The sequence below is a fragment of the Myxococcus vastator genome, assembly GCF_010894475.1.
GTDB classification, from domain to species: Bacteria; Myxococcota; Myxococcia; order Myxococcales; family Myxococcaceae; genus Myxococcus; species Myxococcus vastator.
Map to the genome: position 1 here is coordinate 1 of NZ_JAAIYB010000145.1, position 18,000 is coordinate 18,000.

General features: G+C 70.4%; 19 protein-coding genes and 1 pseudogene. 6 read left to right on the forward strand and 14 right to left on the reverse strand.

Annotated elements, in window-relative coordinates:
* From G4D87_RS16305 to G4D87_RS16320, 4 genes are all read left to right on the forward strand, one after another.
* Positions 1 to 1,727, forward strand: a 1,727-nt coding sequence (locus tag G4D87_RS16305; RefSeq protein ID WP_163782995.1) for an NADH-quinone oxidoreductase subunit G, incomplete at its 5' end; no start/stop codon positions are given.
* A gap of 2 nt (positions 1,728 to 1,729) precedes the next feature.
* Entirely contained in the window at positions 1,730 to 3,172 is a 1,443-nt protein-coding gene (locus G4D87_RS16310; RefSeq protein ID WP_163782996.1) for a complex I subunit 1/NuoH family protein, read from the forward strand.
* Positions 3,173 to 3,214: 42 nt separating this feature from the next.
* Positions 3,215 to 3,979: a NuoI/complex I 23 kDa subunit family protein gene (locus tag G4D87_RS16315; RefSeq protein ID WP_163782997.1), complete on the forward strand. Its 765-nt coding sequence runs from the start codon at positions 3,215 to 3,217 to the stop codon at positions 3,977 to 3,979.
* Between the two features lie 155 nt (positions 3,980 to 4,134).
* The gene (locus G4D87_RS16320; RefSeq protein ID WP_163782998.1) at positions 4,135 to 4,500 is read left to right on the forward strand and encodes a (2Fe-2S) ferredoxin domain-containing protein; all 366 of its coding nucleotides are present in this window, start codon (positions 4,135 to 4,137) and stop codon (positions 4,498 to 4,500) included.
* A gap of 1 nt (position 4,501) precedes the next feature.
* On the opposite strand, the gene G4D87_RS16325 is transcribed toward G4D87_RS16320, so the two are convergent.
* On the reverse strand, positions 4,502 to 7,036 hold the full coding sequence (locus G4D87_RS16325) for an adenylate/guanylate cyclase domain-containing protein (protein ID WP_163782999.1): 2,535 nt from the start codon (positions 7,034 to 7,036) through the stop codon (positions 4,502 to 4,504).
* 143 nt (positions 7,037 to 7,179) lie between these two features.
* Here G4D87_RS16325 and G4D87_RS16330 point away from each other — a divergent pair, with 143 nt between their 5' ends.
* Positions 7,180 to 8,031, forward strand: coding sequence for a hypothetical protein (locus G4D87_RS16330; protein ID WP_240358326.1), 852 nt, complete (start codon positions 7,180 to 7,182; stop codon positions 8,029 to 8,031).
* Positions 8,032 to 8,051: 20 nt separating this feature from the next.
* Here the strand turns inward: G4D87_RS16330 and G4D87_RS16335 are convergent, their stop codons facing one another.
* The 8 genes from G4D87_RS16335 to G4D87_RS16370 form a co-directional block, all read right to left on the reverse strand.
* Complete coding sequence (locus G4D87_RS16335; protein ID WP_163783000.1) at positions 8,052 to 8,975, reverse strand: hypothetical protein; 924 nt, start codon at positions 8,973 to 8,975, stop codon at positions 8,052 to 8,054.
* Positions 8,976 to 9,086: 111 nt separating this feature from the next.
* A complete protein-coding gene (locus G4D87_RS16340; protein ID WP_163783001.1) occupies positions 9,087 to 9,386 on the reverse strand; it encodes a YtxH domain-containing protein in 300 nt (99 codons plus the stop codon).
* A gap of 39 nt (positions 9,387 to 9,425) precedes the next feature.
* The gene (locus G4D87_RS16345) at positions 9,426 to 9,857 is read right to left on the reverse strand and encodes a hypothetical protein (protein WP_163783002.1); all 432 of its coding nucleotides are present in this window, start codon (positions 9,855 to 9,857) and stop codon (positions 9,426 to 9,428) included.
* A 34-nt stretch (positions 9,858 to 9,891) separates the two neighbouring features.
* Positions 9,892 to 10,092, reverse strand: coding sequence for a hypothetical protein (locus G4D87_RS16350; protein WP_163783003.1), 201 nt, complete (start codon positions 10,090 to 10,092; stop codon positions 9,892 to 9,894).
* Positions 10,093 to 10,129: 37 nt separating this feature from the next.
* Complete coding sequence (locus G4D87_RS16355) at positions 10,130 to 10,351, reverse strand: DUF3618 domain-containing protein (protein ID WP_163783004.1); 222 nt, start codon at positions 10,349 to 10,351, stop codon at positions 10,130 to 10,132.
* Positions 10,341 to 10,802: a phage holin family protein gene (locus tag G4D87_RS16360; RefSeq protein ID WP_163783005.1), complete on the reverse strand. Its 462-nt coding sequence runs from the start codon at positions 10,800 to 10,802 to the stop codon at positions 10,341 to 10,343. The genes G4D87_RS16355 and G4D87_RS16360 overlap by 11 nt, the downstream gene beginning before the upstream one ends.
* A 144-nt stretch (positions 10,803 to 10,946) precedes the next feature.
* On the reverse strand, positions 10,947 to 11,711 hold the full coding sequence (locus tag G4D87_RS16365; protein ID WP_163783006.1) for an endonuclease/exonuclease/phosphatase family protein: 765 nt from the start codon (positions 11,709 to 11,711) through the stop codon (positions 10,947 to 10,949).
* A gap of 18 nt (positions 11,712 to 11,729) precedes the next feature.
* A complete protein-coding gene (locus G4D87_RS16370) occupies positions 11,730 to 12,260 on the reverse strand; it encodes a hypothetical protein (RefSeq protein WP_176412047.1) in 531 nt (176 codons plus the stop codon).
* A 300-nt stretch (positions 12,261 to 12,560) separates the two neighbouring features.
* Here G4D87_RS16370 and G4D87_RS16375 point away from each other — a divergent pair, with 300 nt between their 5' ends.
* Positions 12,561 to 13,550, forward strand: a complete 990-nt coding sequence (locus tag G4D87_RS16375) for a M23 family metallopeptidase (RefSeq protein ID WP_163783008.1) — start codon at positions 12,561 to 12,563, stop codon at positions 13,548 to 13,550.
* A gap of 6 nt (positions 13,551 to 13,556) precedes the next feature.
* On the opposite strand, the gene G4D87_RS16380 is transcribed toward G4D87_RS16375, so the two are convergent.
* The 5 genes and pseudogenes from G4D87_RS16380 to G4D87_RS16400 all read right to left on the reverse strand — a co-directional run.
* Positions 13,557 to 14,339, reverse strand: coding sequence for an enoyl-CoA hydratase/isomerase family protein (locus G4D87_RS16380; RefSeq protein ID WP_163783009.1), 783 nt, complete (start codon positions 14,337 to 14,339; stop codon positions 13,557 to 13,559).
* Positions 14,288 to 14,989, reverse strand: a complete 702-nt coding sequence (locus G4D87_RS16385) for a TetR/AcrR family transcriptional regulator (RefSeq protein ID WP_163783010.1) — start codon at positions 14,987 to 14,989, stop codon at positions 14,288 to 14,290. Before G4D87_RS16385 ends, G4D87_RS16380 begins: the two co-directional genes overlap by 52 nt.
* Positions 14,990 to 15,098: 109 nt before the next feature.
* Positions 15,099 to 16,637, reverse strand: coding sequence for an Ig-like domain-containing protein (locus G4D87_RS16390; protein WP_163783011.1), 1,539 nt, complete (start codon positions 16,635 to 16,637; stop codon positions 15,099 to 15,101).
* Between the two features lie 159 nt (positions 16,638 to 16,796).
* A complete protein-coding gene (locus G4D87_RS16395) occupies positions 16,797 to 17,147 on the reverse strand; it encodes a helix-turn-helix domain-containing protein (RefSeq protein ID WP_002634858.1) in 351 nt (116 codons plus the stop codon).
* Positions 17,148 to 17,206: 59 nt separating this feature from the next.
* A pseudogene (locus tag G4D87_RS16400) lies at positions 17,207 to 18,000 on the reverse strand (LPS-assembly protein LptD); the annotation flags it as partial.

Below are 18,000 nucleotides of genomic sequence, written 5' to 3' on the forward strand. Positions count from 1 at the left end.
CGGGGACGCCGCCGCCCAAGCCGCCCTCCGGCGGCCCGCCGCCCAAGCCGGCGCCAAAGAACCCGGGGTTCATCACCGCCACCATCGACGGCAAGGAAGTCGTGGTGAAGCCGGGGACGAACATGATCGAGGCGGCCAAGGCGGTCGGCTCGGACATCCCGTACTACTGCTACCACCCGCGCCTCTCCATCGCGGCCAACTGCCGCATCTGCCTCATTGAAGCGTCCAACGCGCCCAAGATGGTGCCCGCGTGCCAGACGCCCATGGCCGAAGGCCAGGTCGTCAAGACGACCACGCCGAAGGTGAAGGAGCAGCAGCGCGCGGTGATGGAGTTCCTGCTGCTCAACCACCCGGTCGACTGCTCCATCTGCGACCAGGCCGGTGAGTGCAAGCTGCAGGACTACTACATGAAGTACGACTACCGGCCCTCGCGCCTGGAGGGCACCAAGGCCCTCAAGAACAAGCGCAAGGTGCTGGGGCCCCGCGTCGTGCTGGACCAGGAGCGCTGCATCATGTGCACCCGCTGCGTGCGCGTGATGAATGAAGTGGCCAAGGAGCCGCAGCTGGGCGTGTTCGGCCGCGGCAGCCACGAGCGCATCGACGTGTTCCCGGGCAGCGAGCTGGACAGCAACTACTCGCTCAACACCGTGGACGTGTGCCCGGTGGGCGCGCTGCTCAGCCGCGACTTCCGCTTCAAGGCGCGCGCGTGGTTCCTGTCCGCCACCCCGTCGGTGTGCACCGGCTGCTCGCGCGGCTGCACCACCTACGTGGACTGGATGTCGCAGGACTCGTACCGCTACCGCCCGCGGGAGAACGAGGCCATCAACAAGAGCTGGATGTGCGACGAGGGCCGGCTCACCTACAAGTACCTGAACCTGGGCCGCGTGCTGCAGGCGCAGGTGGGCCGCCGCGCCAGCCGCGCCGGTGAGGCGGTGCCCGTCACCACGCGCAAGGAAGCGGTCCAGGCCGCGGCCAAGGCGCTGCGCTCGGTGCAGGGCGGCAAGCAGCTGGCGGTGATGGCCTCGCCCCTGGCCTCCAACGAGGACCTGCTGGCCGGGCTGAGCTTCGCCAAGGGCACGCTGGGCGTGTCCACCGTGTACGTGGGCGGCCGTGCTTCGGGCCCCGCCGACCACTTCCTGATGACGGCGGACAAGAACCCCAACCGCAAGGGCCTGGAGCTCATCGCGAAGGGGCTGGGCCTCAAGCTGGAGACCTTCGACGCGCTCACCACCGCGCTGAAGGCGGGCACGGTGAAGGCGCTCTACGCCATCGGCACCGAGGTGCCGGGCAACGTGGACGCCTTCGCGGAGGCCGCCGGTCAGCTGGACGTGTTCGTGGCGCAGGCCTTCACCGAGTCCGCCATCACCGCGCAGGCCACGGTGCTGCTGCCGGCCTCCGTCCCCGTGGAGGACGAGGGCTCCTTCGTCCAGCAGGACGGCATCATCCAGCGCTTCCGCAAGGCGTACCCGCCCAAGGGCGACGTCGTCCCGGGCTGGGAGTGGGTCCGGGAGCTGACGCGTGAGCTGGGTGGCGAGTCCACCTGGAAGCGCGCCGTCGACGTGTGGCGCGAGCTGGCGGGCCAGGTGGCCGAGTTCGCGGAGTTCAACTGGGAGAAGGCGTCTCCGGCGGACCGGGAGAAGCCGGGCATCAATCCGCTGCCGGCAGGTGCCGACGGTCGCCCCGCGGGGTACCGTGAGTTCGGCACGCCTCGGGTGAGGGGTATCTAGTCATGAGCCGCGTACTGACGATTCTCGTCGCCATGTTCACCATCGTCTTCCTGATGGCGGGTGGCATGGCGTCGGCCTACCTGGTGGGTGGCCTGGTGGAGGAGCACTGGTTCACGGGCGCGAGCCGGCTGACCAACGTGCTGTTCCTCGTCCTCATCTTCGTGATGGTCATCGCCACGCTGCTGACCATGGCGGAGCGCAAGTGGAGCGCGTTCATCCAGGACCGCATGGGTCCCAACCGCGCCCGCATCGCCCTGCCCGGCCTGAAGAACCGCTCGCTGGGCGGCCTCCCGCACATCCTCACGGACGTGCTGAAGATGCTGACCAAGGAGGACCTGATTCCGGCCACGGCGAACCGGTTCATGTTCAACCTGGGCCCCATCCTGGCCTTCGCGCCCACCTTCGCCCTGTTCGCCGTGGTGCCCGCCGGTCCGTCGGTGCAGGTGTTCGGCCGCAACGTGGACATGGTGGTGGCCACGCCGGACTTCGGCGTCCTCTACGTGCTCGCCATCGCCTCGCTGGCCGTCTACGGCACCGCGCTGGCCGGCTGGGCCTCCAACAACAAGTTCGCGCTGCTGGGCGGCGTGCGCGCCACCTCGCAGATGATCTCCTACGAAGTCGCCCTCGGCCTGTCCCTGGTCGGCCTCTTCCTGACGTTCTCCTCGGTCCAGTTCCCCGCCATCATCGGTGACATCGGCAGCGCGCTCACCGGCGGCACGGGCCAGGCCCAGTACCTGTGGCGCACCGACGGCGCCTTCGACCTGGGGCTGCCCGCGTGGGGCATCTTCATCCAGCCGCTGGGCTTCCTGCTCTTCTTCGCCGCGTCCTTCGCGGAGACCAAGCGCGCCCCGTTCGACCTGCCGGAAGGCGAGTCCGAAATCATCGGCTACTTCGTCGAGTACTCCGGCATGAAGTTCGGCCTCTTCATGATCTCCGAGTTCGTGGAGGTCGTGGTGCTGGCCGGCGTGACGACGGCGCTGTTCTTCGGCGGCTACCACCTGCCCTTCGGCAACGAGTGGCTGGCCAACCTGCCCGTCATGCAGGAGCACGGCTGGCTGCTGGGCACCATCCTGGGCACGGTGTTCTGGCTCAAGGTGCTGTTCCTCATCTGGGTGCAGCTGCTCATCCGCTGGACGTTCCCCCGCTTCCGCTACGACCAGATTCAGTCCCTGGGCTGGAAGATCCTCCTCCCCATCGGCCTGGTGAACGTGTTCGTGACCGGCGCGCTGGTCCTCTGGGATCCGTCCCTGCGGGCGCTGGCCATCCTCGGCCTGGCGGAGATTGGCCTCCTGGTGGTGTTGACCACGACGACGAAGGTCCCCGAGGGCGGCGGTGCACATGGCGGCGCGCACGGCGCCCATGGCCACGACCACGGACACGGCGGGCATGGTGCCCATGACGTGCCGGCGCACGCCCACGGCGCGGCCCCGGCGTCCACCCACTAGGCCGCACCTTTCGGCCCCAGCATCCGGGAATCGAGAACCATCATGGCCTACAAGGTAAGCAAGGACCCGCGCACGGACATCCGCGAGCGGACCTACGTGCCCAACCTGCTCCGCGGCCTGGGCATCACCGCGAAGCACTTCTTCCGCAACCTCTTCGGGACGCGTGACACCAACACGCAGGTGGTGGACCGCACCGGCGCCAGCCTGATGACGACGGTGGCGTACCCCGAGGAGAAGCCCATCTACCCCGAGGGCTACCGCGGCCTGCACCGGCTGGTTCCGCGCGAGGACGGCAAGCCGCGCTGCGTGGCTTGCTACATGTGCGCCACCATCTGCCCGGCGCAGTGCATCTACATCGAGGCGGGTGAGTACGAGGACGAAGCCTCGGACTCCGAGGACCGCGTCATCGAGAAGTACCCCACCCAGTTCGTCATCGACGAGTTGCGGTGCATCGTGTGCGGCCTCTGCGTGGATGCGTGCCCCAAGGACGCCATCCGCATGGACACCTACACGCACACCCCGCCCGAGTACACGCGGCAGAACTTCGTCTACGACATCCCGAAGCTGCTCAAGGGCCCACCGGTGTCCCACCCGTCGGACCCGTGGAACAAGCGGGAGGGCTCCGAGGAGCCGCACCACGTCCACAAGGAAGCGCACACGCGCATCGGCGAGGGCCTGGTGGAGCTGAAGCTGCCGCATGGAGAGCACGACGGCCACGGCAAGGCGCTGCCCGCGGGGGCCCATGCGGGCCACCAGACGGTCGTCACGCAGCAGGGCCCCATCCAGGTGACGAAGTTCATCAAGTGAATCCCGATTCCCAGTGAGGCCGTACCGGCCTCACCAGGACTCCCGGCCCGCCTACCGCTTCAACGCGGGAGGGCGGGCCGGCGCTTTTCCAGGGGGCTGGTGGTGAAGCTGAACCTCTTCAATACGCTTGATGGCGGCCTCATGGAGACGCCGCCGTGAAGCGCTATCGCTTGTCGGTGTGCAAGGGCTCCAGTTGCAAGGCGGGCGGCGCGGACGCCGTCCACGCCGAGGCCCGGGACACCCTCTCCGCCCAGGGGCTGGCGCCGCGCTGCGAGCTGTACCGCGGCGGCTGCTACGGCTTCTGCCACATGGGGCCGAACGTCGTCATCCGCGAGGACACCGGCCGCAAGAGAGACCCGCTCTCCCCCGAGGACTACCAGCTCATGGGCTGGCCGGGCGAGGTGTACTACTCGGCGATGACGGCGGAGAAGATGCGCCGCGTGGTGGCGGAGCACATCGCGAAGGACGCGCCCGTGAAGGAGCTCTTCGGCCAGCCGGACTCGGACGGCGGCGAGCCGTGACTCACGCCGCCGCGGCGGTGGGCGCCCCCTCCTCCATGCCGTGCACCCCGTCCCAGTCCAAGGGCGGCGGCGTGACGAGGAAGCGGGCGCAGCGGCCGGCGTAGAGCGCGGCGACGGTGTCCTGGTACTCGTGTGAAGCGCGCTCGAAGAGGGCGTGCGCCTCCGCGAAGCGGCGCTGGTGGTAGGCGGTGAGGGCCTGCTCGTGGAGCGCGAGCTGCTCCTGCATGCGGGGGGTGATTTCTCCGCGCCGCGCCACCAGCTCATGCACGCGCACCGGCTGCGGGCGGCCCTTGAAGCGCACCAGGTCCACCACGCGAAAGACGTAGCTGCCGCTGGCGAGCTGCGCGGTGGTGTCCCCGGCCAGCACGTAGGTGCCGTACACCTTGTTGATGGACTCCAGCCGCGAGGCCAGCCCCACCGCGTCTCCGAGCACGGTGTAGTTGGACTTCAGCTCGCTGCCCAGGTCACCCACCACCAGCTCCCCGGTGTCCACGGCCGCGCGGAAGCTGAGGCGGTGGCCGTACTTCTTCTCCCAGGCGGGCTGACGCTCGGTCAGCACCTCCCGCATCTTCAGCGCCGCCTCACAGGCCAGGTGCGCGTGGCGGTCCGTGCGCACCGGCGCGCCCCAGAAGGCCATCACCGAGTCGCCGATGTACTTGTCCACCTGCCCCGCCGTGGACCGCACCACCGCGGAAATCTCCGTGAGGTACGCGTTGAAGAGGCCCACGAGCTGCTCGGGCGGCATGCCCTCCGACAGCCGCGTGAAGCCCTCGATGTCACAGACGTACACGGACATCTGCCGGCGCTCGGGGCGCATCAGGCTCAAGTCCCGCGCCACCAGCCGGGCCACGTCCGGGCTGACGTAGCGGCCGAGCGCGTTGTGCACGAAGTCGCGAATCTGCCGCTCCGTGCCGTAGGCGTAGCGGATGGTCGCGACGAAGGCCCCCACCATGGCCAGCAGCGGCCCGGCCATGGCCACCCACAGCCGCTGGTCGACGAAGACGTACGCGGCGCCGAAGGTGTAGCCCGCGCCCGCCGCCACCAGGAAGCCCACGTAGAGCACGGCGCCGCGCACCGAGCGCAGCAGGAAGCTGAGCGACAGCGCCAGGAAGGCCCCGACGAAGGCCAGCCCCAGCGTGAGGAGCAGGTCCAAGTCTGGCGCCGCGCGGGTGATGCCCTCCGAGCGGAGGATGTTGGCCAGCGCCTGCCCCAGAATCGCGCCCCCGGGCGTCTGGGGCCCCAGGGGCGTGGGACGCAGGTGCGCGGACTCGCCGGCGGTCCGCGTGAGGACGACGGTGCGGCCCTCCAGGTCATTCTCGAAGCGCGCGGGGCGCTCGTCCGCCACGTCGAAGACGTTGAGGAGCACGTTCCACGCGCGGATGGAGCGCGCCAGCGAGCCGCGCGAGCCCCGGCCCGCGTTGGGCGCGTCCCAGCGCAGCAGGCTCAGGCCCGAGGCGCTCATGGGGAACGCGTACTGGTCCCCCACGTGCAGCTTGCCGTCCGCATAGCGGAGCGTGCGCGTCCCAGCCAGCCGCATGGCCGCGGCCAGGGGCAGCGACGGCAGGATGTGGCGCTTGCCGCGCACGGTGTAGCTCATGAGGTGCGCCACGGCGCGCACGCGCCCGTCCCGTCCCGCCACGAGCGTGGACGCGCCGAACCCCGCGCTGCCGTTCAACAGCGGCACCACGGGGTGCTGAACCTGGCGCAGCTCGATGAGGCCCGCCGCGTCCAGTCCCTCCACCTGCACCTCCGCCAGCGCGACGAAGAGCTCCGTGGGGCCCACGCGGTAGCTGTCATCCGCGGCGCGGCGCTCCTCCAGGACGTGCGCGGTGGCTCCCAGGCGCGCGCCCAGCGCCTTGCCGTCCGCTTCGTCCGTGGCGCCGCCCCAGACCTCCACCTGGCTGCCCGCGGGGATGATGAAGGCGGGGCGCTGCGCCGCGAGCACGGCCTGCGCGCGCAGGAAGGCCGCCTCGGACGCGTCATAGACGCCCAGCTTCACGCGGTATGGCCACAGGCGGTTGGCGGGGGGCATCACCCGGGGGCCCTGCGCTTCCCAGGTGAAAGACAGCAGCGCCCGGCCCGCGTCGTTCGCCAGCTGGGCGGCGAAGGCCGCGTCGTCGCAGGAGAGCGACTGCGCGGGCGAGGCTTCGGCGCAGCCGTTGGGGCTCAGGTCGGTGAAGGGCAGGTCCACGAGCACCAGCAACGCCCCCTCCTGGACCAGCCGGTGCACCAGGCGGCCCACGAGCTGGCGCGGCCAGGGCTGCGTGGCGACGCCGGGGCGTACATCCTGGCGGGCCTCGGCGAGCGTCTCGTCGTCAATGGCGATGACGACGGCCTCGTCGGGGCGCTCGGAGCGCTCCCCCAGCTCCCGCACGCGCCAGTCGTAGGTGACGCGCTCCCAGTTCTCCAGCCAGGCCTGCACGGCGTTCACCGCCGCGGAGGGGACCCAGGCCGACGGTGGATCCTTGGGCGGCACGATGCTGGTGGGGCGCAGGTACACGAGAAGCCCCAGCACGCCTCCGAAGAGGAGGGCCATCAACAGCGAGACGCCAAGCCGCTTCAGGAAGCGCCGGCCTGCGGAGTGAACGCGGTGACCTTGCACGGGTGGCCCGGAGGATACCCTGAGACGGGCCCGCGCGCGGGCGTCGTTGCGGGGGCACCTGCTATGCTCGTGCTCCCATGAAACGCACCCTGGTGTCCGCGGCGCTCGCCGCCTCCTCCCTCGCCTTCCTGGCTTGCGACCTGGACCAGCTCACCGCCGAGCACGTCATGGTCGGCACGCTGCTCTCCACCCCGGAGGTCGAGGTCTCCGCCTCCGCGCTGGCCGGCCATGACGCGGGCACCTTCAGCCCGGATGGCGGCGACGTCATCGCCCTGCCCGCGCAGACGGCCGCCATCCTCTTCTTCGGCAGCCGGACGGGGGAGAACTCGCAGCCCTCCGGCCTGGCGGGGGCCGAAATCACGGTGCAGCCGGTGGGGGGCCAGGCCACGGCGCTCGCGGACGAGGGCTCCGGCAACTACCGCCGCACCAGCGTGGGCGCCTCCGACTTCACCTACCAGTCCGGTGCCACGTACCAGTTCATCGCGAACCAGGGTGGCACGCGCTACGTGGGCCAGGTGGACGACGCGCCGGTGAAGGAGACCATCGCCGCGCTGCACCCGCCCGAAGGCTTCCTGCGCATCGACGCGAGCACGCCCCTGTCCTTCGACCGGCCCGCGGCCCCGGCGAACACCGAGCGCACGCTCGGCTTCGTCACCGTGGTGCCCCTGAGCGCCGAGGGCGCGCAGGGCGAGCCGACGTACACCAACCTGCCCTCCACGCCGGTCCAGTTCCTCCAACTGGTGGGCCTGCCGGGCCCGTACCGCGAGGCCCGCGTGACGATTCCGGCCACCGCGTTCCCCCAGCGCGAGCAGACCTACCTGGTCATCTTCCACGCCGTGCGCATGGGCGGCGCCGAGTCCGGCAACCTGTTCCTCGGCAGCGCGCTGCTGGCGGGCACCGCCGAGGTGGGCGTGGTGCGCACGCGCTAGGAAGCCCCCCCGGCGGCGCGTCAGCCCACTTCGATGTCCAGCCCGATGCGCCCCTCCAGCTTGAGGCGCAGCAGGTGCCCCGCGAAGCGCTCGGACTCCTCGCGGGAGAGGACGTTGCGGAAGGCCGTCCCGTCCGAGACCTCCACCTCCAGCACCACGCCCCGCTGCAGCAGCCGGAAGAAGTCCTCGCCTCCCGCGGGGCGCGGGACGAACAAGGGGAGGAAGCCCTTCAGCGGCACCACCTCCCCTGCCCCCCGCACGCGCGCCTCCAACCCCGCCGCGTCCGGACGCACCTGCTCCGCGGCGACGCCCTCATCGGCGTAGAGCGGCGCGGGCGGCAGCGACACGTCCTCGGTGGAGTCGTCCAGCAGGAAGCCGTACCGGGACGGAATCCTGCCCGTCAGCAGGAAGCACAGCAGCACGGGCGTGTCTCCGGACACGCGCTTCAGATGGAGAATCGCGCGCTCCGTCCCCACGCGGCGCAGCAGCAACGTCAGGGACGGACGGCTCGCGCTCAGGTAGCGCTGGATGCGGTCCTTGAGCGTGGCGCGAATCTCCGCGAAGGCCTCGGCATGCTTCGCCTCGCTCTCCGCCTCGCGCAGGGCCAGCGCGTCGCGGGCCTGCGTCAGCTTGTCCTCCGCGTCCCGCAGGAAGTCCCCCGGCGCGGCCGGCGGCGTCACCAGCGCGGGCTCGGCGCCCGGCGGAGGCGTCAGCGCCGCCGCGCGCACCGCGCCCAGCAGGAACGAGCCCTGCTGCTCCAGCCGCTCGCGCTCCTCGCGGAAGCGCAGCCGCGACGCCGCATGCTCCACCTGAAGCTCCAGCCACGCCTCGTAGCCGGACTCCAGCGTCTCCAGCGCGCGCAGCCGCGCCAGCGCCGCGTCCGGGCGCGCGCCCTCGCTGGCCCCGGCGTGCTTCACCATCCCACCCTGCGTCGTCTCGCTCACGGCGGTGGACTCTAACCGGCTCCAAACGGGAAGGCCCCCACCCGCGGCCGTTGCCGGCGCGAATGGAGGCCCATGGCCCCGTCCGGGGCCGTGTACGGCGGAGGCCGCGAATCAGGAGGTGCGGGACACGGTGCCCTGCGGGCCCGTCTGCGCCACGCCCTCGGACGAGCGGCCGACCGCGTTGGTCAGGTACTCCTGGCCGGTGTGCAGGCGCTGACGGAGGTCATCGCGCAGCTGGTTGCCCGGCTTGGGCGCCAGCAGCAGGCCCAGGCCCGCGCCCAAGAGGATGCCCGCGGCGAAGGCGCCCACGACGGGCAGCAGCGTGTCCACCGTGTCCCGGCGCGTCTCCAGGCCCACCAGGTGCAGCAGGTCGTCCTTGTCCAGCTTCTTGAGGTTGTTGAAGTTCACCATTTGCGACTCCAGGGGTTGTGGGGTGGAGGAGAGCCCGGCTCAGTACGTCGGCGGGCGAGGAGTTCCTGCGGAGCTGGCATTCGCCGACGCGGAGCCCTGCGGGCCCGGACCAGCCATACCACGTCCAGTCTGATAGCCCTGGAAGGCCGCTTCCGCCATGCCCATCAGCTCATCCTTGACGAGCGGCAGCGCCGCCAGGCGCACGCCCAGCCGGAGGATGCGCGCCGTCAGCGGCGTGAAGAGCCCGCCGCCCAGCAGATAGCCGACGCCCACGGCGGCCGCCATCATCCCGTAGGGGTTGCGCTCCACGCGTCCGCGCAGGTCCAGCGTCTGTCCCAAGTCCGTCACCGCGCTGCGCGCGTCGGACCAGAGCTGCTGCGCGTCGCTGCCGATGTGGTCCACCCGCTGCCCGAAGCCGCCCTGCGGGTCCTGCGGCGTGCCATTGCTCGATGCACCTGGAAACGTCGTCATGCGTTCACCCTCTCGTGTGGTTCCAGCGCGCGGCTCAGCGGCGCGAGGCAATGCGTCCGACGAGGAAGCCCACGGCCACGGCGCCCAGCAGGCACGTGCCCGGATTGGCGCGGATGAAGCTCACCACGCGGTGGTTCAGGTCCACGATGTTCTGACGGGCCTCGTCGATCTGCGGCACCACGCGGTCCTGCAACTCACGGGCCCTGTCGGCCATCTGCTGCGGATTCATCTCCATCGAAGTCAGCTCCTCATTGGGGGTACTACGGAAGTCGTCAGTCGCGCGAGCCCAGCCACAGCCCCACCACGAACGCGGCGCCCACGCAGGCGTAGGGATTGCGGTTCACCCACTGGCGCCAGTCGGCGGCCACGGCCACTTCCTCGCGAAGGGCGCTCACGGACGTGGCCAGCTCGGCGCGCGTGCGCTCGATTTCGGCGCGCAGGTCCGCGCTGCTGCGGGGACTGTGGGCCTTGGGCTGTCCATTGCTACCGGCCATGCGGGGGCTCCTTGAAGATTTCACTTTTCGTCCCCTGGAGCGCGTTCACGGCCGCGCTGGGGGCGGCGTTGGTGAGCGCGGCCACGCTGAGCGAGAGCTCCTGTGACGTATCGTCCATCATCCGGCGCGCCTTCAGCCGGTTCACCGCCCACATCGCGCCGCCCACGCCGCCCACCAGATTCAGCAGGCCGATTCCGGCCAGCGCTCCGGGCCATCCCAACCACGTGGACAGCCACGCTGCCAGCGCCGCGCACACGAAGCCATAACCCACGAGGATGAAGGGCACGAAGGCCACGATCATCGCCACGTCCAGGCCCGTGGCCTTGACGTCCTCGGCCAGCTCCATGCGCGCCAGTTGCAGGTGCTGCGTCACCAGCCGGCTGAAGCCGTCGGCCATGCGCCCGACGAGCGCGGAGATTCCGCGCTCCGCCTGTTCACTTCCCACGTGCATGCGCTCTCCGGCCGACGCATACGGCCTCTCAGGTGCGGGCCAACCTAGGCATGCACCCGTTCCGCGACAACCACGTCACGGAGTTTTTGTCCGGCACCCGCAAGCGTCGGCCAGTGAACGCGCGCGCCAGCCCATCCGCCCAGTCTACCCGATGAGCTGCACCGGGGGAGAGACGGAAGGCTCCACGGCGATGGGCGTCTCGAAGCGCAGCACGAGGGGCAGGTGGTCAGACGCCACCCGGCTGAGCTTCGTGCGGTGAGGATGGATGGACAGCGGCCGAACGCCCGCGTCCACGAAGATGCGGTCCAGCCGTAGCAGGGGCAGGCGCGTGGGGTACGTGCGAGCGGGCGCGCCGAGCTCCAGCGCCGCGTCGTGGATGGCCTCGCGCACCATTGAGGGCACCGGGCCGTTGCCCCAATAGTTGAAATCTCCACACACCACCAACGGGTCCTTCCGCGCGGCATCACGGAGGATGTCCGAGGACAGCAGCAGCGCCTCCTGCTTGCGCCGCTCGCCCAGGCGCAGGCCCAGGTGGAGGGAGAAGACGTGGAGCTGCTGCCCTTCCCCGATGTCCAGGTCGCAGCGCAGCGCGCCCCGAGGCTCGCGGCGGCCCACGCTCAAGTCGTAGTTCTTCGACTTGAGGATGGGCAGCCGCGACAGGATGGCGTTGCCATAGCGCCGGCCGTTGCGCACGACGTTGGGGCCAAACGCCATGTGCAGCCCGAGCATGTCCGCCAGGTGCTCTGGCTGGTCCTCCCGAGGCGTCACCGCGCGGAAGTCGCCTACCTCCTGGAGCGCGACGATGTCCGCGTCCACTTCGCGGAGCACCGCGCCCACCCGGCCCAGGTCGAAGCGGCCGTCCGCCCCGATACCACTATGGATGTTGTACGAAACGAGCCTCAGCTCCACGCGCGTCGCTCACCCAGGTCAGGACAGAGGAAGGATGCGGCCCGCGGCCATGCGGACGACCGTGACGGGCAGCAGGAGGAGCCGGGACACGGCCTTGACGGCGTCGCCCAGTCCACCCCGCAGGGCCTGGAGCTGGTGCTCCGCCTCGTCGCGAAGCTGAAGCTCCGGCAGCCGCCCGCGCGGCGGCTGCTCGCGCGTGGGGGGCAGCGCGCCAATCGGCGCCGTTCCTCCCACGGCAGGCGCGGACGTCGGACGCGCCTTGCGCTTCGACGTGCCACCTGCCGCCTTGAACTCCGGGCCGTGGGAGAACTTGGCGTCCGGCTCCGGCCGCGCCAGCTCCTCCAACTGCGCCTCCATCTGATGCGCGATGTAGAGCTCTTCCGTCTCCGCGAAGCGCTTGCCGTAGTGAACGCCCTCGTGGCTCTCCATGGCCTCGGGATGCGCCTTGGAATGGGCCAGCCGCGCCTTGTCCTGCCGACGCAGGCTTCGCTTCGGCGCCGGCAGCGTCTTCGGAACCTGGTAGTGGTCAAAGCTATAGGGACGAGGCATCCGCGAATCTCCCAATCAACGAGTCCGTTCAGAAGCTAGGAAGCCCCCAGTCCCCCGGGTACGCCTTGACGGAATGTGCCCTGGTAGCCCGCCTGCCCTACGGCCAGGCAGGCGGCACGCGGACAGGATGCGTCGTCCAAGTACCGACAACCTCTGGTGTCGGCTTCGCGCGGAGGAGGCGTGCGGTCATCCTCCCACCCAGGCGACACGCCGAGCGCTTTCGAGGGGCGGAGCAAGCGTGCGGCGAATCAACGCCACACCCCGGGAAGCGTTGCGCGCGACGTGGTGTAAAAACGGCCCATGCCTTCGCACGCACCCGGCCGGAAGTATTCCAAGTCCCCTTTCCTGCTCCTCGCCCTGCTCGCACTTGGAGCGGAGGCCGGTGCGACCGAAACCGCCTCGGTGCCGGTGCGCGCGTCCAGCGAGGACGCCGCCCAGGAGGCCCCGCCCCAGCTGACGCTGCAGCCCACCGCGGCCAAGCCGGGAGACCCGGTGCTGGTGAGGGTGAGCGGCGTGACGGCGCCGCCCACCGGCACGCTCGCCGGACGCGCGCTGCGCTTCTTCCCTTGGGGCGATGGCTATCTGGCCGTCTCCGGCCTGCCGGTGGAGCTGACGCCCGGCGCCGCGGAGGTGACGGCCATGGGCCCTGTCACCCCGGGCGCGCCGCGGGTGGAGCTGAAAGGCACGCTGGACATCGTGGAGTCCGGCTACCCGTCACGCGAGCTGCGCGTGGCCGGCAAGTACGTGAAGCCGCCCGCGTCGGTGCGCAGGCGCATGGCCGCGGACCGCCGCGCCTTCGCGGCGGCCTTCGCCCAGGACTTCAGCGCGCCGCACTTCTCGCGGAACTTCGCGTGGCCGCGGGAGGACCGCATCACCGCGCCCTTCGGCGACCGCCGCACCTTCAACGGCAAGCTGTCCAGCCAGCACTTCGGCGTGGACATCGACGGGGACCCGGGCACGCCGGTGCAGGCCGCCAACGACGGCACGGTGGTCATGGCGCGCGCCAACTACGCGGCGGGCAACACCGTGCTGGTGCACCACGGCGCGGGGCTCTACACCGCGTACTTCCACCTGTCCCGCATCGACGTGAAGAGGGGCGCGCGGGTGAAGCAGGGCCAGGTGCTGGGCAAGGTGGGCAGCACCGGCCGCGTCACCGGCCCGCACCTGCACTGGGGCGTGAAGGTGGACGGGCTGTGGGTGGACGGGGCGAACCTGCTGAAGCTGGACTTCTTCCCGCACCTGCCGCCCAGCGTCGCCCGGGGCGGCAACGCCAGGCTGGGCACGCCGTAGCCGCCGTCAGCGGTCGTTCCACTTCGGGGGACGCTTCTCCAGGAACGCGGAGATGCCCTCCCCCGCGTCGTCCGCCAGCACGTTCAGCGACAGCTGCGAGGCCAGGTACTCCAGCGCGGCGGGCAGCGGCAGGTCCTCCGCGGTGAAGAAGGCACGGCGCCCCAGCGCCAGCACCGCCTGGCTCTTTCCCGCCAGCTTTCCCGCGAGCGCCCCCACCGCGGCGTCCAGCTCCGCGGCCGGCACCACGCGGTTGAGCAGCCCCAACGTCAGCGCCTCGCGCGCGGGCAGCCGGTCTCCGGTGAGCACCAGCTCCAGCGCGCGCTTGCGGCCCAGGTGACGCTGCAGCAGCGCCATCATCATCATCGGGAAGAGGCCCACGTCGATTTCGGGCGTGCCCAGGTCCGCGCCCTCCACCGCGACGGCCAAATCACACGCGAGCACCAGCCCCAGGCCTCCCGCGAGCGCGTGCCCGTTGACGCGCGCCACGGTGGGCTTGCGCAGTTCCTGGAAGCGCGCCAGCAGCCGCCCGTAGGAGCGGCGGCCTTCGTGCGTGGACAAGAAGCCCGCGTCACCGGCCATGGTGCCCAAATCTCCGCCCGCGCAAAAAACCTTTTCACCCGCGCCCGTGAGCACCACCACGCGCACCGCGGCGTCGGACTCGGCTCGCTCCAGCGCGGCCATCAGCTCGCGCACCACCCCCGGGGACAAGGCGTTGCGGGCCTTGGGCCGGTCAATGGTCAGGAGCGCTTGGGGGCCTTGGACTTCGTAGCGGACTTCTCCGGCTTCCATTCGGACACCTCAGCGGCCTGGGCGCCCGTGAGGACGCCGTAAAGGAAGGAGTCGGCGATCTGCGACTTCGCCCGCTCCAGCGCGTCGGGGTCGCGCGCGTCGGCCAGCCCCACGACGAAGGCGGTGAGCGCCATTTCGATGTTGCCGAAGAGGAGCGCGGAGGCCAGGTGCGGGTCCAACCCCCGCCGCAATTCGCCCCGCTCCTGCGCGGCGTGGAAGAGCGCCGAGCTGAGCCGGATGGCGTCCACGAAGGCCGTCTGCCGGTTGATGCGCGAGCCCGCCGGACTGCGCGCAATCTCCAGGATGAGCACCTTCACCGCGCGCGGGTCCACCCGGTAGGCCTCGAAGGCCACCTCGACGATGCCGTGGACCTTCTCCGCCAGCGAGCCTTCGCCCTCCACCACCGCGCGCACGCGCGTGACGAAGCCGCTCCAGCCGGTGTCGAACACCGTCTCGAGCAGCTCATCCTTGTTCTTGAAGTAGTGGTAGACGAGCCCGTACGCGACGCCGGCTTCCTTCGCCACGTCCGCGATGCGGCAGCCGTGGTAGCCCTTGCGCGCGAACACGTCGATGGCCGCGCGGAGGATGGTGCGGCGGCGCTCGCTTTCGCGCGTGCCACTGTCCGCCGTCGGCTTGCTCTGCTGACCCACGGTTGTCCTCCACCGGCGGGTGATTCGCCAGTCAACCAGTGGGGAACCTACGGAGGGCGGGCCCTGGGGTCAATGCCTTCCTGGGCCCGCCCGGAGAAACGGGCGGCGGCTACTCCACCGTGCCTCTGACGGTGGGGCCCTGGACGACGGCCTCGTGGCCCTCCAGCAGCGCCGCCGTGTACTTGCAGATGGGCGACACCGTCCACTCGGCCGGCGGGACGAAGAGCGGCGGCGGGGGGCCTTCGGCGGGCGGCTCGTGCGCGTCGCTGACCACGTACGTCTCGAAGTTGAAGGACGGGTAGGTCAGCGCGATGCCCGTGCCGGCCGGAGACACATTGACGGGGCCGGTGCCGCCGCCATCGCAACCGTCGTCGTCGCCGTTCTGGGCCATGCGATTGTACCAGGGGTCGGAGACGATGAACGAAATCGCGAGGCCCCCGTAGTGGCTGATGAGCGGCGGCGGCGCGTTGGGCGGCGGGCTGATCTGCCGCTGCGTCTGGTCCTTGTCCAGCCCGTGCGGCATGCCCGTCCAGAGGATGCGCTCCTGCACCCAGATGAGCGTGCTGGCGTCGTGCTGGCCATTCTTGCCCGTCCAGCGGCCGTCGCCGTTGGTGTCCACGTAGCGCTCGCCCGGGTCCCACGTGCCGTTGTCGTCGTTGTCGACGAAGGGCTCGGTCAGGTCCGTGAACGGCTCGCCCGTGTCCCAGACACCGTTGTTGTTGAGGTCGTCGAAGGCCTCCTCACCGCTGGTGATGGCGATCAGCGAGACCAGGTTGTCACGCGGGTTGAGGACGATGCCGGGGCGGATGGGGTCCGGACGGCGCGGCTCCGGGCGGTCCTGCTGGGGCTGCGGGGCGTTGCCGTAGACGGCGATGGGGTTCTCGTCCCAGAGGAAGGGGTGCATCCACAGCGGCGCCAGGTACTCGCCCGTGTGGGTCGCATCCACCAGCGGGTTCCAGTTGAAGACGCCCGGCTCCACGTCCTGCGGCAGCGGCAGGGACGTCTTGTAGAGGACCTCCGCGTTGCCCACCACGTCCGTGACGGACACGGCGCTGGGACCGATGGTGCCCGCCTCCGTGAGGAAGGACACCTGCGCGCCCACCACGCCGTCACCGTTGCGATCTCCCACGTGGGCGATGCAGTTGACCTTCACGCCCGCGATGAGGCTGCGCGTCTCGTCCCAGGCGCCCACGGCGTGATGCAGACCGGAGGCGTTGCCGGAGAACGAGCCGCACTGGAAGGTGAACTGGCGGGAGTTCGAGTTGGTGCCCGCGAAGCTGACCACGGGCGAAACGGCCCGCTTCATCTCGGCGCCCGTGCCAGCGGTGGCGATGACCACGGCGGAGGCCACCCGGCCACCGCGCGCCGTCAACTGCACGGACACGATGCCGTCACCCGTGTTGGTGACACCCTCGGTGGGCGACAGCTCGACGCCCGGAACGGGGGACTCCAGCGTGAAGGACACCGGCGTACCCGCCTGCGGCTGGCCTCGGGAGTCCACCGCGCGGAAGCGCAGCGTGGTGATTTCTCCCAGTCGCGGCTGAGCCGGTGACTGGTCCACGAATTCAAGTGTGGCGGGGGCCGACGGCGAGCATGCAACGAACAGCAGGCTCGCGAAGGCCACCCACGGGGCCAGACCCGGACGCATCAGGGGAAACTCCTTGAAGGCGATGAAGGAAGCGGGCTGTACGCGAGCAGCGCACAGCGCATCTTCCGCATCTTCCTGGGCCACCTACCGTCCAGTCAAGGACAGGACAGGTGGACCGGAGCCCTCTTGCGTCCAGGGCCTGGAATCCCTGGGGTCACGTCAGGCGGCGGTGCCGCTGAACATCACCCGGGCCACGCCCAGGAGACGGTCCACGTCCCGGGCGGTGAGGCCACGGGCGCGCGCGAAGTCAGACAGGGGCCGCAGGAGGTCCTCCGTCTGAGCAAGGGTCTGCTCCGTTCCCGTGAAGAGCTCGCCCAGGCTCACGCCCAGGGCGTTGGCGAGGGCCGCCAGCGTCTCCACATGGGGGACACGCTCGCCACGCTCGATCATGGAAAGGAACGACACGCTGATCTGCGCCCGCTCCGCGAGCTCTTCCTGCGTCCATCGCTCCGGCCGCTGTGTCCGAAGCTCGCGGATGCGCTGCCCAATTCGTTTTCCGAGGTCCGACACGAAGTACTTCTCCTGGCTGTTTCGGGGTTGGAGGAACCACCACCCACTGCTGGTGATTCCTAGCCTCCGGAACCAAAGGATCCGAAATCCGCCACGATGAGGTTGATGCCGGAGAATTCCAGCCCCAGCTCCCGCCGCAGCGTCACCACCCCCTCTACCCGCCAGCAGTCGCATGCAGGCCCATACGAGAGGCCGAACGTCTGCTGAGCCAGAGGGCGGTTTTCTTGAGTTTTTGAATCCTGGTAAAGCGGCTGCACAATTGCTTCGTACCGCACTCCCAGCCCAAATCCGAGCTTCAAACGCGTACCCGCGATGAGGGCTTGAGCCCGTTCGGCCGGAGGGAAGCCGGGTTCTACTCGGGATAGTCCGCCTACCAGGGTATCCAGCGAGCGGCGAAGCACCTCAGGTCCGACGGCGCGGGGATCCACCCCCATGTCGAGCGCGGCGCCGCCGGCCCACAGCAGGTCATCGAAGCGCGCATACACGGCGTGCCCCTTGCCGTTGTCGACATTCACCTCCGCGGAGAGCCCGGCGAAGCGGCCCGCGTTGGGGTCATAGCGAACGGTGCCCGCGGCCGTGAGGATTCCAGCGGTGGCGCTGAGCCGGGCGAAGGTGTCGCGCAGCACGGGCCCCGGGGCGTCCACCTTCCCCGCCGCGGGCACGTGCCGGGTGAGGTCGAAGCCTTGTCCGATGCGCAGGCGCAGCGGCTCGCGGATGTCGTTGCCGCGCTTGAAGCGCAGCGTCTGGTCCACGGCGAGCACCGCGTGGAGGAATCCCTGGGTGCGGCCGTCGCCCTGGAACGGCACCGCGGCGTCCACTTCGTCATAGGGGCGGGCCAGGTCCTCCCCGGAGC